The sequence below is a fragment of the Mycobacterium sp. IDUB_39 genome (genome assembly GCF_055419205.1).
This window is the reverse complement of record NZ_JBVAXF010000001.1, coordinates 266577-282228: the sequence shown is the minus strand read 5'-3', so window position 1 is coordinate 282228 and position 15652 is coordinate 266577. Positions and strand designations below refer to the sequence as shown.

Here is a 15652-nt window from a genome sequence, read left to right as displayed (position 1 = left end):
TCCCTATCCCCGTCTGCCACCGTAAGTCGCCGCGCGCCCAGTGCAATCGAGCGACTCTCGGTGCCCGAACTGGCGTCGGCCATCGGTACCTCATTGCGGGAGGCCGAGCGTGAGCTCGCGCAAACCCCGCTGGCGCCCGGGTACTTCCTCGATGCGACCTACGCCGACACCCACCGGTTCCCCCCGCCGGAGTGGGCGCTGCCCACCTTCAGCGAAGCCGCCAGCGGAGCCGGGATGACCTACACGCCCTACCGTGGTGACAACGATGTCCGTGCCGCAGTCGCCGCCAATGTGGAAGCGGTACTGGGTATGCCGGCGACCGACCCCTCGCAGGTCATCCTCACCCCCGGTACCCAGGGCGCACTGTTCATCGCTCTGGCGTCGCTGATCGAGCCCGGCGATGTCGTGATTCTGCCGGATCCCGACTACCTCTCCACCGAACGCATGCTGCGATACTTCGGCGCCGAGGTGGTGCGGGTACCCGTGGTGCACTCCGATGCCGGCCGCCCCGTGCTCGACGCTGACAAGCTCACCGCCGCGGCGAACCGCAAGCCGAAGCTGATGGTGTTCTCGCACCCGAACAACCCCACCGGCATGATCTATGACGACTCGACGTTGGCGCTCATCGCATCCCTGGCGAACCAGCACGACTTCCACGTCCTCGCCGACCAGCTGTACTGCCGGCTGGTCTACGACAACGAAACCTTCACCCACATCGCCAATCTCGACGGAATGAGGGACCGCACTGTCACGCTGCTCGGACCGTCGAAGACGGAATCGCTGTCCGGGTATCGCCTTGGCCTGGCAGTCGGTCCGTCCAACCTCGTCGATGACATGGAGGAGGTGCAGTCGTGCACGGCGCTGCGCGCGCCGTCCTACGCACAGCACTTGCTCACCCGCTGGCTGGCCGACGATCAGGACTTCGTCAAGCTGCGAACCACCGAATACCAAGCGCTGCGCGACACCACGGTCGAACGAATCAACGCCTCGTCGGTCATGAGGGTCCGGTCGGCCTACGGCTCGGCATATGTGTTCCCGGAGATCACGGTGGATGCCACCGAGCAACAGGTCGCGATCGCTCTCAAACGCGATGCGGGCATTGTGGTCAATCCCGGCTACCAGTCCGGCCTCGCGGGCCGCGGGCATATCCGGTTGTGCTTCGCCCAGGACGAGAAGGTGTGGGATGACGCACTGGGCCGGATCCTCGACGTCGTAGCGGGGTTCGCGAAGCAGTGACCACCCAGACGACACATGCAGAGAGCACCAACCTGGTGAACGAACACTCGGCAGAGGCCATAACCGGGTTCCGAGCCTGGAGCGTCGCCCTGCCGTTGCGTCGACGACTCCTCCACGCCACCGCCGATGTCGGGGCACTGACCTCGGTCGTGGTGGAGGTTGAACTCTCGGACGGGGTGCGTGGTTACGCCGAGGTCCGATCCAACGGTGCATACGCGACGGGCGAGGATGAGGCGAGCATCGTGGCGGCACTGCGGGCAGTGCCGCTGACGGGCAGAACGACCGGTGAGATCGGTGCCGATCTGTCCGGACAGTCCCTGCTCGCCTGGATGGCCGTCGACACAGCGGTCTGGGATGCCGTGGCGCGCAAGTCCGACGTGCCTCTGTACCAGGCGTGGAATCCCATTGCTGCCAAAACGGATTCGGTTCGCACCCACGCTCAGATCGGATTCGGCGACGCGGCGACGGCCGAGGAGGCGGCCCGCACATTCGCCGCCGCAGGGTTCGATCGGATCAAGATCCGCGTCGGCGCGCCTGACCTGTCGACCGACATCGCGCGTGTGCAGGCGATCAGGCGCGCGGTCGGACCTGACCTAACGCTCATCGTCGACGTCAACGGTGGCTGGAACTACGACACCGCGGCCGCCGGAATCGACGCACTCGCGGGATTGGGCGTGGCCTGGATCGAGCAGCCCGTGATGGCAGTGTCCGAACTGGCCAGGTTGCGTAGCGACGCCGGCATACCCATATACGCCGACGAATCCGTACGCGATGCAGACTCCGTGGAGCTTCTCACCGCGGCGGGCGCCGTCGACGGAGTCCATCTGAAGCTCGAGAAGTGCGGCACCGTGGCCCGCCTGTTCCAGACTGTGGCCCGGGCACGTGTCAACGGACTCGCGGTGGCGCTCGGACAGATGGATCAGGGACAGCTCGGCTGCGCCGTGACCACCCACCTCGCTGTGGCGCTCGGGCTTGAACGCGCCGAGCTCTGGGGCTGGGCGGGTATCGCACGCGACCTGACCGACCGCCTGGTGATGCGAGAGGGCAGCGTCACGGTGCCGGCCGGAGCGGGTCACGGGATTGCTTCCATAGATACAACATTTGCTCAGGAGATAGTGTGAATAGCGAACTCTCGTCCATACCCGATGTCGTCGACCTCTTGCGGGACATGGTTACGGTCGATACCACCAACCCCGGCGGGAACGAGGCCGGTGCCGCGCAGCTGCTTGCCGATCTGTTCACAGGCCATGGCCTGGAGGCGGCTGTCGACCGCTTCGACGACGAGCACGTGAACGTCACAGCGTCGGCATCGTTCGGCGAGGGTGGCCCGAGGATCGTGCTGAACTCGCACCTGGATGTGGTGCCGGCGGTCGGAGAATGGACAACACCTGCTTTCGACCCCCAGATTCGCGACGGGCGGATGTTCGGGCGCGGCAGCGCCGATGCCAAGGGCAGCCTGGCGCCCATGGCGATAGCACTGCTGCGGCTGGTGCATTCCGAGGACGCCGACAACCTTTGCGGCACGGTGGTTTACACCGCAGTCGGCGATGAGGAGGTCGGTAGCCGTGGCGCGCGGCACCTGCTCACCGACCTCACTGGTGTCGACGGTGCCATCATCGGTGAACCCACCTCATTGCGACTGCTCAGCGCGCACAAGGGATCTGTGCGGCCCGTCATCGAGCTGACCGGAAAGTCCGCACACGCGGCAGCCCCCGGTAAGGGCGTCAATGCCATCAACGGGGCCGGGCCACTGCTGGCGGCGCTGGAGGCCTACTCCGCCGAACTGAGTGAACGCGTGCATCCGCTGACCGGCTGCCCAACGGCAACTGCCGTGCTCATCACGGGCGGTGAGGCCCCCAACGCCGTGCCCGCCTCGTGTCGCATCACCGTCGACCGTCGCCTGGTGCCCGGCGAGACCGCGGAATCCGCACTCGCCGAAATCGAGACGCTGCTCGCCAAGTTCAACGCCGACAACGCTCCGGTCACCGCCGCGATCGCTGAATGCGCTCCGAGCACCGGCGGCCCCTCGCAGACAGCGGATACCGATCCGTTCGTGCTCTCGTGCCGTAGCGCACTTGACGATATCGGCGCCGACTCGACGCTGAGCGGATTGATCGTCAACTGCGATATGACCCACTTCAGAGCCGCAGGCATCCCCACGGTTGTGATCGGTCCCGGAGAATTGGAGGTCATGCACGTCCCGGACGAGTCGATCGACCTCGATGAGTTGCGTCGCGCTGTCGATGTCTACGAGGCGATCCTGCGCCGGGCACTGACACCGTGAGGCTGGCGGTGGGCCAGCCGGCCATTCGTTCCTCCGTCGAGGAGAATGTCACCGCGGCTGCCGAACTGGTTGTACGGGCGGGGGCGCAGGACGCGCAGTTGCTGCTGTTGCCCGAGCTGTTCCTCAGCGGATACCGCCCCGAGGATATCGGCGCGCAACCGGAACGCTGGGCGGTCACCATCGACGATCCCCGGTTGGATCCGCTGATCCGGGCAGTCGAGGCCGGCAATGTGGCAGTAGCCCTCGGCGCAGCACTGCGTGACACCAGTGGACTGCACAACGCCACGCTGTGGTTCCGCCCCGATGGCACCGTCGAGCACGTGTACTCGAAGATCCACCTGTGGACCTCCGAGCGACCGGTGTTCACCCCGGGTGATCGCCAGGCTGTCGTGGACTGCCACGGCCTGTCCTTGGGTATCGGAATCTGTTACGACGCGGGGTTTCCCGAGTTCACCCGGTCGTATGCGCGTGCGGGTGTGGATGCAGTGCTGTTCAGCTCGGCCTTCGCGATGGGGGCGGAGAAGCACCGTTACGACATCTATCACCAGGCTCGCGCCCTGGAGAACGGTATCCACGTCGCCGTGGCCAATTGCGTCGGCGCCATCGGCGCCAACGAGTTCTTCGGGCACTCAAAGGTTTTCGACAGACATGGTCGGTGCGAACTGGATCTGCCCCCGACGGATCAGCTCGGTGTCACCGAACTCGCCGCCGGCCGCGGCGACGTCGACCTCGTCCCCTATCTAGAGCACCTACGACCGACGCTTTCCGATCCACGCCATTTCGAAGGATGACACCCATGACACCAACATTCGATCGCGCCGAGTACGACACCCGCGTCGAGCGGTTCCAGAAGAGTTTGAGTGCACTCGGTTTGGACCTTGCCGTGGTTACGGCGCCAGAGAACATCTGCTACCTGACCGGTCACGAGACTCCGGGCTACTACACCTACCAGTGTCTGCTGGTCCCGCAGACCGGTGAGCCGGTGCTGCTGACGCGAGAGACTGAGACGATCAACGGCAGGCACTCGACATGGTTGACGAACATCGTCGGCTACCCGGATGTGGCCGATCCGCTGCAGCGCACGGCCGAGCTGGTTGCCGAGGTCATTGGCACGGGCACTCGAATCGGCCTGGAGGAACGCTCCTGGTTCCTCACCCCGGCTCAGCATGGCCAGTTGGCGAATGCGCTGGCACCGCGATCGGTTCATCCGATCGACGATGATCTGGCCGAGCTTCGCCTGATCAAGTCGCCGGTGGAGATCGACCAGATCCGAAAGGCCGCGCAGATCACCAACGTGGGCCTCCGTGCCGGAGCGCTGGCGGCGGTGCCAGGCGCTCGGGAGCGTGACGTTGCAGCGGCCGCCTTCTCGGCGATGATCACGTCCGGATCCGAATACGTTGGTATGGAACCGTTCGTGGCGTCCGGCCCACGGGCGGGGACCATCCACGCCAGCTGGACCGACAGGGTGATCGGTGTGGGTGAGGGCGTGCTGATCGAGCTGGCGGCGGCCAAGGGGCGCTACCACGCGCCGTTGATGCACACCGTGTGGACCGGCCCGCTGCCCGAGTTCGAGGCCCGGATGTCGCAAGCCTGCCAGGAGGCGCGCGACGAGACCATCGCACTGTTGACGCCGGGACGTACGCCGGCCGAGGCGCATGCCCGCTGCCGCGCGGTCATCGACTCGCACGGACTGCTCGACACGTACCGCAAGCGCAGCGGGTACTCGGTGGGTATTGCGTTCGCACCCGACTGGGGCGAAGGGCACATCCTCTCCCTGAAGGAGACCGAGCACCGCGCGTTCGAGCCCGGGATGGTTGTGCACGTCGTGCCGACGCTGCGCGAAGGCGATAGGGCGGGCTTCGGGTTCTCCGGCACTGTGGTGATCACCGACGGTGCCCCCGAGATCATCACCTCGTGCCAGTTGACCGACCTCGCCCAACCGTGACGGCTACCGAGCAGGTCCTGCCGTTCGGTCACTACCTGCCTGCCACGATTGTCGGCAACACGGTGGTGTCCGCGGGTATGACGCCGCGGATTGACGGCGAACTGGCGGTCAGCGCAAGCGTCGGCACCGATGGGCACGCCGGCAACATCGGCGTCGAGCGCGCCGCCGAGCTCGCCGGCCATTCGGTGAGGCGCGCCATCGATGCCTGCGAGCAGGTACTGCCGGAAGGCGGGAGGCTTCTCCGGCCCGTCAACATGACCGTCTACATCCGCTCCCAGGCGGACTTCGCCAGCCACAGCGACGTGGCCAATGGCGCCTCCGCGGTGCTGGCCGCCTGCTTCGAGGGGCAGGTCGGGGCACGTGCGGCCATCGGGGTCAGCAGCTTGCCCGGCGGCTCGCCGGTCGAGGTCGTGCTCACCGCCGAATGGGCGGATCACGGAGGGTGCGAGCACCTCGCCTGAACACGATTCGGTAAATGAACGGCGGACTAATTTGCGCTGGCCGACCCATGAACTACGCTCGCTGGCGTGTCAGCAGTTGACCAGACGTCAATTGCATTGACGCCAGATGAGGGTCGCAAAGCCGGTCGAGAGCGCCTGTTGAGGGCTCTTCGATGGACGGCCATCGCCGTCTGGGCGGGCGTTGTGGTGTATCGAACCGCCACCGACGGCTTCGCGTTCAACCGTGAGCTGCTGCTGCTCTACATCAGCACCGGCCTCCTGGCGGCCAGCATCGGGCAGGGCCGACGAATGCTGTACGTCATTCGAGACTGGCTGCCGTTCGCGCTGGTGCTCATCGCCTACGACCTGAGCAGGGGAGCGGCGACCCTGATCGGACGCCCCACGCTGTGGCACTGGCAGGCCGACCTCGACCGGTGGCTGTTCTTCGGCACCATGCCCACCGTGTGGCTGCAGGAGCGGCTCAAGCTGCCGCACCCGCCGTGGTGGGAAGTCGCGATCAGCACCGTCTACATGTCGTTCTTCGTCCTCCCGTACGTGGTGGCGGCCGTGCTGTGGCTGCGCAATCGCGAGGAGTGGAAGGCCTTCGTCCGGCTGTTCGTGTTGCTGAACTTCGCGGCACTGATCGTCTACGCGATCGTGCCCGCTGCACCGCCGTGGGCGGCCGCGCGATGCACTTCCGGTGACGTCGAGGGCGGGCCGTCGGACCCGCGCTGCATGTTCCGCTCGGCGCGCGGCGTGACCGACGGTGGCCTGCTCGGGTCCATGCAGACGACCAACGACGGCGCAAACCCCTGGATCGAGCGCATCGTCGCGCGTGGTTGGGGCAAGCTCAACCTGCACTCGGCCAGTGCGCTGATCGATCAGGGCCAGGCGAGTGTGAACCTGGTAGCAGCGATTCCGTCGCTGCACGCGGGTATGACGGCCGCGGTCGCCGCATTCCTCTGGCACCGCGTGAACCGCAAGTGGCGGCCGCTGCTGGTGGCCTATCCGCTGATCATGGCGTTCACGCTGGTCTACACCGCCGAGCACTACGTGGTGGACATCCTGATCGGCTGGGCCTTCGCCGCGGTCGTGATGATCGCCATCAACCGATACAAGGCGTGGCGGTCCAGATCGGCGTCCAAATCCTCGGCGCCACCGCTACCGCCACCGCCACCGATAACGTCACCCGACGGTCAGATATACCTTCCGGATGGTCTCAGTGACGGTCCAGACGGTCTGTGCGCCAGCGCCGAGTCGGACGACGTCGCCGACGCCGACGTGCAGCGTCGGACTGTCGTCCGCGAACTCGACAGTCGCTGATCCAGACAGCACGACGAAGACCTCGTCGGCCTCCACGTCGCTCATCACGCCGGGGGTCATCTCCCACACGCCGACCTCGAGGCCACTGAACTCGCCGATGGCGGCTGTGGCCGTCGTGGGGGCCCCACCCACAGACTGATCGGCGGGCACGGGCGTGTGGTCGAGGTGCAGGGTCGCGGCGCTAACAGCGGTATTCGGCTTCACGCGGAACATTATGTCTGGCGCGGACCGACATCGATGTTACGACTCTTGTGCGACTGTCAGAAAAATGTAACAGTGGGGTATGGCAGACACACACGTCGTCACCAATCAAGTTCCACCGCTGCAGGATTACAACCCCGCGACCTCGCCGGTCCTCACTGAGGCGCTGATCCGCGAGGGCGGCGAGTGGGGCCTGGACGAGGTCGCCGCCCTGGGCGCGCTGTCCGGGAGCCCGCAGGCGCAGCGTTGGGGCGAACTCGCCGACCGCAACCGGCCGGTGCTGCACACCCACGACCGGACCGGCCACCGCGTCGACGAGGTGGAGTACGACCCCGCCTATCACGAACTGATGACCGTCGCCGTCGGTCACGGTCTGCACGCCGCGCCGTGGGCCGACGATCGTGCGGGCGCGCACGTGGTGCGGGCCGCCAAGACGTCGGTGTGGACGCCGGAGCCCGGTCACATCTGTCCGATCTCGATGACCTATGCAGTGGTGCCCGCGCTGCGCTTCAACCCGGAGCTGTCGGCCGTCTACGAACCACTGCTGAGCAGTCGTGTCTACGACCCCGAACTCAAGGCCCCCAACCGCAAGGCGGGCATCACCGCCGGCATGTCGATGACGGAGAAGCAGGGCGGCTCCGACGTTCGGGCGGGCACCACCGAGGCGGTGCCGAACGGGTTCGGGACGTACAGCATCACCGGGCACAAGTGGTTCACCTCGGCGCCGATGTGCGACATCTTTCTGGTGCTCGCGCAGGCACCGGGCGGGCTCAGCTGCTTCCTGCTGCCGCGCATCCTGCCTGACGGCACCCGCAACAGGATGTTTCTGCAGCGCCTCAAGGACAAGCTCGGCAACCACGCCAACGCCTCCAGCGAGGTGGAGTACGACGGGGCGATCGCCTGGCTTGTCGGCGAGGAGGGCCGCGGTGTGCCGACCATCATCGAGATGGTCAACCTGACCCGCCTGGACTGCACGCTGGGCAGCGCCACCAGCATGCGCAGCGGCCTGGCCCGCGCGATTCATCACGCCGCACACCGAAAGGCATTCGGCGCGTACCTGATAGATCAGCCGCTGATGCGCAACGTTCTTGCCGACCTCGCCGTGGAGGCCGAGGCCGCGACGATGCTCGCGATGCGGATGGCCGGCGCCACCGACAAGGCGGTCCGCGGTGACGAGCGCGAGACGATGCTGCGCCGTATCGGCCTGGCCGCCGCGAAGTACTGGGTGTGCAAGCGCGCGACACCGCATGCGGCCGAGGCGATGGAATGTCTCGGCGGCAACGGTTACGTCGAGGAGTCGGGTATGCCGCGGCTCTACCGTGAGGCGCCGCTCATGGGTATCTGGGAGGGTTCGGGCAACGTCAGCGCGCTGGACACGCTGCGCGCCATGGCGACTCGGCCGGAGTGCATCGATGTGCTCTTCGACGAGTTGGACAGCGCTGCCGGTCAGGATGCCCGCCTGGACGCTCACGTCGCCACACTGCGGAGGACACTTGGCGCCGAGGGGGACCTCGAGACCATCGAGTACCGAGCGCGCAAGGTGGCCGAGGACATCTCGCTGGCCCTGCAGGGCTCGCTGCTGGTGCGCCACGGCCATCCCGCCGTCGCCGAGGCGTTCCTGGCCAGCAGGCTCGGCGGGCAGTGGGGTGCTGCGTTCGGAACCCTGCCCACGGGACTGGATCTCGCGCCGATCCTCGAGCGCGCCATGGTCAAGGGATGACGCACGCGATCAGGCCGGTGGACTTCGATGATCTGAAGACCATGACCTACGAGGTGACCGACCGCGTCGCGCGGATCACGTTCAATCGCCCCGAGAAGGGCAACGCGATCGTCGCCGACACGCCGTTGGAACTCTCCGCACTCGTCGAGCGCGCCGACCTCGACCCCAGCGTGCACGTCATCCTGGTCTCGGGTCGCGGTGAGGGATTCTGCGCCGGCTTCGACCTCTCGGCCTACGCCGAGGGATCGTCCTCGGCGGGAGGTGGCAGTCCGTACCGGGACACCGTGCTCTCCGGCCAGACCCAGGGGATCAACCATCTGCCGGATCGGCCGTGGGACCCGATGATCGACTACCAGATGATGAGCCGGTTCGTCCGCGGGTTCTCCAGCCTGATGCACGCCGACAAGCCGACGGTGGTCAAGATTCACGGCTACTGCGTGGCCGGCGGCACCGACATCGCACTGCACGCCGACCAGGTGATCGCCGCATCGGACGCAAAGATCGGCTACCCGCCGATGCGGGTGTGGGGCGTGCCCGCTGCCGGACTGTGGGCCCACCGGCTTGGGGATCAGCGCGCCAAACGCCTTCTCTTCACCGGGGATTGCATCTCGGGCGCCCAGGCCGCCGACTGGGGGTTGGCCGTGGAGGCGCCCGATCCCGCAGACCTCGACGAGCGCACCGAACGCCTGGTGGGGCGCATCGCCGCGATGCCCGTCAACCAGTTGATCATGGCGAAGTTGGCGCTCAACACCGCGCTGATCAACCAGGGCATCGCGACATCTCGGATGGTCAGCACGGTGTTCGACGGCGTCGCGAGACACACCCCCGAGGGGCATGCGTTCGTCGCGGAGGCACGTGAACACGGTTTCCGAGATGCGGTCCGCAGCCGCGACGAACCGTTCGGCGACGCCGGGCGCCAGACGTCCGGGGTGTGATCGGTGGACAAGCGCATGCCCGCGCGGTCGGTGGTGCTGAGCGTCTTGCTCGGCGCGCATCCGGCGTGGGCGTCGGCGGGTGAACTGATCAGGCTGACAGCCGATTTCGATATCCGCGAATCCACGCTTCGGGTGGCGCTGACCCGCATGGTGGGCGCCGGTGACCTGGTCCGGTCAGCAGACGGCTACCGGCTGTCGGAGCGGCTCCTCGCCAGGCAGCGGCGCCAGGATGAAGCGCTGGATCCTCGCGTGCGCAGCTGGGACGGGCTGTGGACGACGGTGATCGTGACGAGCGTGGGCATCGACGCGCGCAGTCGCGCTGCGCTGCGAATGGCACTGCAGGACAAGCGCTTCGGTGAGCTGCGCGAGGGCGTGTGGATGCGGCCCGCGAACCTTGAGTCGGATCTGCCGGATGGACTGCGCGACCGCGTGCGGGTACTGGCCGCGCGCGATGACGATCCGGCCGATCTCGCCGGACGGCTGTGGAACCTGCCGACGTGGGCGCACGACGGGAATCGGCTCCTCGACGAGATGGCCTCGGCCGCTGACATCCCCGGCCGGTTCACTGCGGCCGCCGCGGCGGTGCGACACCTGCTCACAGACCCGGTGCTACCCGCTGAGCTGCTTCCCGGCGACTGGCCGGGTGCCGCACTGCGCGTGGCATATCACGACTTCGCCACCGAACTGGTGGCACGCCGCGACGACGCGGCACTGATGGAGGCGACATGAGTACGGTTCCGGAGGGCAGGAGCGAAGCGACCCGGGAGGCTGGCACTGGCGGCGTACGGGTCGAGCGCAACGGCGCGGTGACCACGGTGATCATGAACCGGCCCGCGGCCCGCAATGCCGTCAACGGTCCCGCGGCCGCGGAACTGCTCGCCGCATTCGAGGAGTTCGACCGCGACGATTCGGCATCGGTGGCGGTGCTCTGGGGAGACAACGAAACCTTCTGCGCGGGAGCGGACCTCAAGGCATTCGGTACGCCAGACATGAACCCGGCACACCGCACCGGTCCCGGCCCGATGGGTCCGACGCGGATGGTGCTGTCCAAGCCGGTGATCGCGGCCGTCAGCGGTTACGCCGTTGCGGGCGGTCTCGAGTTGGCTCTGTGGTGTGACCTGCGGATCGCCGAGGAGGATGCGGTGTTCGGGGTGTTCTGTCGACGCTGGGGTGTGCCGCTCATCGACGGCGGCACGGTTCGGCTACCCCGACTGATCGGCCACGGTCGGGCGATGGACCTCATCCTCACCGGACGCGCCGTCGGCGCTCAGGAGGCGCTGGACATGGGGTTGGCCAATCGCATCGCCCCCAAGGGCGAGTCGCGCCGCGTCGCAGAGGAGCTGGCCGCTGAACTCGCCGCGTTGCCGCAGCTGTGCATGCGTGCCGACCGGCTGTCGATGATGGGGCAGTGGGGGATGGCCGAGGCCGAGGCAATCGACGCCGAGTTCGCCAGCCTGTCGAAGGTGTCATCCGAGTCGCTGGCCGGCGCAAAGCGATTCGCCGACGGGGCAGGCAGGCACGGCGCGAGTACCTAACTCCTGGCCCGCGGCCGTGCATTTCTGCACGCCGGACTGCAGGACTGTCCGTTGACGTACGGCTGTGCTGCGACTGAGATGTAGAGCACATCACTAGATGTGTTCGTGCCGGAGTCCCTGATCGACGGACGTTGCGGCAGCGTGCATTTCGTCATCGGTCCCGTGGTGACGGTAAGAAGGGATTCATACGTTGAGCTTCGGTAACTACTTTCAGGGCCCGGCCACCAGCCTTGATGATCAGATAGAGAGTTACGCGACCACGCGGGTCCCGGATAGTCAGCGGTGGCGCCGGCCGGCCATTCTCCTGGTTCTCACGGGAAATGTGACAGCGATGTTCTGGTTTGCGCTGGGCGGCCAGATGGGCTTCCTGGTGGGGTGGCCGACGGTGCTCGTTCCGATCGCCTACATGGTCATCGGCGCGACCGTGGTCGGAGCGCTGGTGATGAGAATTGCGAGCCAGGAGGGCCTGTCGCTGCCGCTTCTCTCTCGCGGGCTTGGTTTCGGCGGTCGAGGTTCTGCGATCGCCTCGTTCGTCTACGCCGTCAACTATGTCTTCTACTTCATTTTCGAGGGCAGTATCGTCTCGCACGGCCTCAGCGAGATCGCGGGCATATCAATCAACTCCGCCGCCGCCAGTGTGGTGTTCGCAATCGTCGCCCTCATCGCGCTGTACTACTCGTGGCGCGGTATGCACTCCATGAACATCCTGCAACGCTTCGGGATGCCGATATTTCTGATCCTGTTCGTCATCGGCATGGTGATGTTGGCCAACGGCTACGTGCTCGTCGGCCCGGGGGAGTGGGCCGTGCAGGACGGTGTGTCGGCGACTGCCATGTGGCAGGCACTGAGCCTGGCAAATGGTCAGGTTGTGTTCCAGGCTCTGATTGCCACCGATTACGGCCGCTTCGTGAAGCGATCGGTCTCGTATGTCGGAACAGCCGGAGTGATGCTTGTCGAGCTGCTGATGATTGCAGTGGTGATGCTGTTCGGTGTCTTCCTCGGCTTCACGATGATCTCGCACTTCGACGGGACCCGGGCCGAACAGGAACTCGCTGCGACCGATCCCGGCCTGATATTCGCGGTCGTGATGGGAGTCCTCGGCGTTGTGTTCGCGGTCCTGACACAGGTGCGGATCAACGTGATGAATCTGTATTCGGGTTCTCTCGCGCTGTCCAACGCATGGGACGTGCTTTCCCCCAAACGCATTGGACGGCAATGGTGGATGGTGCTTCTGGTCGGTCTCGGTGTGTTGCTGTACCCGATCAATGTCCTGCAGTACACCGACAAGTTCCTCGCCGTCACGGGTGTCATGACCAACACGTGGATCTTCATCTTGCTCAGTGACTACTTCGTCTGTCGGAAGCTGTTGAAGCTTGCCCCGGGAAGCCAGATCGAGTATCGGGAGGGCCGGGTCAAGGACTGGAACCTGTGCGGTATGGCGGCCCTGGCGGCCGGCGTGACGGTTGGCGCACTGGGCGTCCTGGGCGTCTACCCGATGCACTTCGCCTCCTTCGCGGCAATGCTGGTCGGGCCCCTCGTGTACATCCCGCTCACCGTGCTGACGAGAGGCTCGCAGTACGGTTCACCCGCAGCGGCTGCCGACGATGACGAGCGTGACGATCGGGTCGTGGCGGCAGATGCAGTCGACTGATATACGTGAAACAGGGGTTAGTGTAGGGAGATTGACGATATGACCGATGAGAACTCGACAGACGAACTGCACTATCTTGAGATCTGCGAGGTGGCGGATCTGCTGGCCGGCGGCGACGTCACGGCACAAGCGCTGACCCAGCTGACCTTGGACAGAATCGCGGGAGTGGATCAGCGATTGGGGTCCTACGCCTTCGTGGCCGCCGAGCAGGCCTTGGCCCAGGCCGCACAGTCCGACGAGCGACGCAGGGCAGGCGCGGCACGTGGTCCCCTGGACGGGGTGCCGCTGGCCATCAAGGACATCTACGACAAGACCGGGTGGCGCACCGAAGCCGGGATGGCGGCCCGCGCGGGGCAGGTGGCGGCGACCTCCGCGACGGTTGTGGAGAGGCTCGAGCAGGCTGGTGCGGTCATCATGGGCAAGGTGCACACCACCGAGGGTGTGTACACCGAGCACACACCCCCGTTCAAGGCGCCGCTGAACCCCTGGGATCCCAACCGTTGGGTCGGTGTCTCCTCGAGCGGCAGTGGCGTAGCTCCCGTCGCAGGCCTGTGCTTCGGCGCACTCGGCTCCGACACGGGCGGTTCGATCCGTATGCCGTCGGCGTCAAATGGTGCGACGGGTCTGAAGCCGACGTGGGGTCGGGTGAGCCGGGCTGGTGTCGTGGAACTCGCGGCGACGCTGGACCACGTCGGCCCGATCTGCCGATCCGCGCGGGACGCCGGGCTGGTGCTCGGCGCGATCGCCGGTGCAGATCCGCGCGATCCGACGGCCTCATTGCGGCCAGTGCCCGGATTCGACACGAAGTCACCGGCATCCTTGTCGGGCGTCCGGATTGGTGTCGACCCCGAATGGAGCTATCGCGATGTCAGCCTGGACGTCGAGAATGCGCACCGGGAGGCGGAGCAGACGCTGCGCGACCTCGGCGCTGAGTTGATACCTATCACCCTGCCCGAACCGACTGAGGCCATCACCGACTGGTTCGGCGTGTGTGCTGTGCAGACCGCGCGTGCTCACCGGGATCTGTACCCCGTGCACAAGGACACCTACGGCCCGGCGCTGCGCGAACTGATCGAACTCGGGATCGGTATGTCCGGCATCGAGTACGACGTGCTCCTGCAGCGACGGCTGGTGTTCAAGGCACGGATGGAGGCGGCATTGGGTCAGGTGGACGCGGCGCTGATCCCTGCGATGTCCTTCATCGCGCCGACGGTCGAGAAGATGGTCCGCATGGACGATGAGACGACCGCAGGGGTGCACCGTTTCACCGTTCCGTTCACCCTGTCGCAGCTCCCGACGGTTACCTTCCCCGGCGGCTTCACCACCACCGAGGCCGGGCATCCGTTTCCCGTCGGATTGCAGATGGTCGGCAGTGCGTTCGAGGAGCGCAGGCTCGTCGACATCGTGGGTGCCTTCCAGGCGGTTACGCCGTGGAACAAACGACACCCCGCCGTCTGATCCTCACTACGTCCCTTGGGTCAGGTAGGGGTTGGACGTCACCGACGCGCGAAGGAACTGCGCGACGGCGCGTACTCGGCCAACTTGGCGTAGTTCGCGCGGAATGACCAGCCAGTAGTTGCGACGAACCGAGAATGATTCCGGCAGAACAGCTCTCAACGACTCGTCCGGCTCACCCACATACTGCGGTAGCGGGGCGATGCCCAACCCGCTGCGGGCTGCGGTCCAATGGCCGGTGATGTTGTTGGTTTGAATGGCGACTCGTTGCTTGTGGGGCAGCGACTCAAGGATGCGTAGCGGCGCCACGTCGAGCAGGGCGTCGATGTACCAGATCAGGGTGTGGTTCTTCAGGTCCGCCAACTCCGATATCGGCGACGCCGCGGCGAGGTACTCCTCGGCGGCGTACAGGCGTAGGTAGTAACTGGCCAGCTGCTGAACGTGGACGGACCGCGGCGGGGGCTCTTCGAGCGTGACCGCGACATCGAAGTGGCGCGCGGACAGTGAGCCGTGTTCAGTCGCGGTGACGAGTTCGACATCGAGACGGGGATGCCTGCGTCGCAGTTCGACGAGCTGCGGTGCGACGACGAATGCGCCGAAGCCATCGGGAGTCACTATTCGGACCGTGCCGGTCAGCGGTCCTGCGCCGGATATCCGAGCGTCGTACGCCGCGATGACGGCAGATTCCACCGACTCCGCACGCGGAAGTAGATCCGCGCCCGCCTCAGTCAGCTGCCACCCTCCCGGGGACCGGTCAAATAGCCGTTCCCCCAACGATTTCTCGAGTGTGGTGATCCGCCGCCCGACCGTCGTGTGATCCACAGCCAGATTGCGGGCGGCCTCATTGAGTCGCCCGGTACGTGCGACCTCGAGGAAGAAGCGCAGGTTGTCCGCACTGAACATGACCCCAACCTACACGTGCAAAAT

The 15652-nt window shown here is 66.2% G+C and carries 14 protein-coding genes and 1 pseudogene; 13 read left to right on the top strand and 2 right to left on the bottom strand.

The features are described from left to right. The first annotated feature begins 60 nt into the window (after positions 1-60). The 7 genes from ACZY0X_RS01420 (at position 61) to ACZY0X_RS01390 (ending at position 7228) form a co-directional block, all read left to right on the top strand. Positions 61-1236: an aminotransferase class I/II-fold pyridoxal phosphate-dependent enzyme gene (locus tag ACZY0X_RS01420; protein WP_463767818.1), complete on the top strand. Its 1176-nt coding sequence runs from the start codon at positions 61-63 to the stop codon at positions 1234-1236. After that, positions 1233-2357, top strand: a complete 1125-nt coding sequence (locus tag ACZY0X_RS01415; protein WP_463767817.1) for a mandelate racemase/muconate lactonizing enzyme family protein — start codon at positions 1233-1235, stop codon at positions 2355-2357. The genes ACZY0X_RS01420 and ACZY0X_RS01415 overlap by 4 nt, the downstream gene beginning before the upstream one ends. Then, positions 2354-3520, top strand: a complete 1167-nt coding sequence (locus ACZY0X_RS01410) for a M20 family metallopeptidase (protein ID WP_463767816.1) — start codon at positions 2354-2356, stop codon at positions 3518-3520. The genes ACZY0X_RS01415 and ACZY0X_RS01410 overlap by 4 nt, the downstream gene beginning before the upstream one ends. Further along, positions 3517-4311 carry a carbon-nitrogen hydrolase family protein gene (locus ACZY0X_RS01405; RefSeq protein ID WP_463767815.1) on the top strand — a complete coding sequence of 265 codons (795 nt, stop codon included), beginning with the start codon at positions 3517-3519 and terminating at the stop codon, positions 4309-4311. Before ACZY0X_RS01410 ends, ACZY0X_RS01405 begins: the two co-directional genes overlap by 4 nt. A 5-nt stretch (positions 4312-4316) precedes the next feature. After that, positions 4317-5465 carry a M24 family metallopeptidase gene (locus ACZY0X_RS01400; RefSeq protein WP_463767814.1) on the top strand — a complete coding sequence of 383 codons (1149 nt, stop codon included), beginning with the start codon at positions 4317-4319 and terminating at the stop codon, positions 5463-5465. Then, positions 5462-5926, top strand: a complete 465-nt coding sequence (locus ACZY0X_RS01395) for a RidA family protein (protein ID WP_463767813.1) — start codon at positions 5462-5464, stop codon at positions 5924-5926. Before ACZY0X_RS01400 ends, ACZY0X_RS01395 begins: the two co-directional genes overlap by 4 nt. 66 nt (positions 5927-5992) lie before the next feature. Then, positions 5993-7228, top strand: a complete 1236-nt coding sequence (locus tag ACZY0X_RS01390) for a phosphatase PAP2 family protein (protein ID WP_463767812.1) — start codon at positions 5993-5995, stop codon at positions 7226-7228. Here ACZY0X_RS01390 and ACZY0X_RS01385 read toward each other — a convergent pair. Next, positions 7166-7441: pseudogene (locus ACZY0X_RS01385) on the bottom strand (cupin domain-containing protein); the annotation flags it as partial. The gene ACZY0X_RS01390 and the pseudogene ACZY0X_RS01385 overlap by 63 nt on opposite strands. Positions 7442-7511: 70 nt before the next feature. Between ACZY0X_RS01385 and ACZY0X_RS01380 the strand changes: the two are divergent. The 6 genes from ACZY0X_RS01380 to ACZY0X_RS01355 all read left to right on the top strand — a co-directional run bounded on the left by ACZY0X_RS01380 (position 7512) and on the right by ACZY0X_RS01355 (position 14728). After that, entirely contained in the window at positions 7512-9149 is a 1638-nt protein-coding gene (locus ACZY0X_RS01380) for an acyl-CoA dehydrogenase family protein (protein WP_463767810.1), read from the top strand. Beyond that, positions 9146-10084, top strand: coding sequence for a crotonase/enoyl-CoA hydratase family protein (locus tag ACZY0X_RS01375; protein ID WP_463767809.1), 939 nt, complete (start codon positions 9146-9148; stop codon positions 10082-10084). The genes ACZY0X_RS01380 and ACZY0X_RS01375 overlap by 4 nt, the downstream gene beginning before the upstream one ends. A gap of 15 nt (positions 10085-10099) precedes the next feature. Continuing rightward, on the top strand, positions 10100-10813 hold the full coding sequence (locus tag ACZY0X_RS01370) for a PaaX family transcriptional regulator C-terminal domain-containing protein (RefSeq protein ID WP_463768724.1): 714 nt from the start codon (positions 10100-10102) through the stop codon (positions 10811-10813). Next, complete coding sequence (locus ACZY0X_RS01365) at positions 10810-11619, top strand: crotonase/enoyl-CoA hydratase family protein (RefSeq protein ID WP_463767808.1); 810 nt, start codon at positions 10810-10812, stop codon at positions 11617-11619. Before ACZY0X_RS01370 ends, ACZY0X_RS01365 begins: the two co-directional genes overlap by 4 nt. Before the next feature lie 331 nt (positions 11620-11950). Then, the gene (locus ACZY0X_RS01360) at positions 11951-13270 is read left to right on the top strand and encodes a purine-cytosine permease family protein (RefSeq protein WP_463767807.1); all 1320 of its coding nucleotides are present in this window, start codon (positions 11951-11953) and stop codon (positions 13268-13270) included. A 39-nt stretch (positions 13271-13309) separates the two neighbouring features. Continuing rightward, complete coding sequence (locus tag ACZY0X_RS01355; protein WP_463767805.1) at positions 13310-14728, top strand: amidase; 1419 nt, start codon at positions 13310-13312, stop codon at positions 14726-14728. A gap of 6 nt (positions 14729-14734) precedes the next feature. On the opposite strand, the gene ACZY0X_RS01350 is transcribed toward ACZY0X_RS01355, so the two are convergent. Further along, complete coding sequence (locus ACZY0X_RS01350; RefSeq protein WP_463767804.1) at positions 14735-15628, bottom strand: LysR family transcriptional regulator; 894 nt, start codon at positions 15626-15628, stop codon at positions 14735-14737. Positions 15629-15652 lie beyond the last annotated feature (24 nt).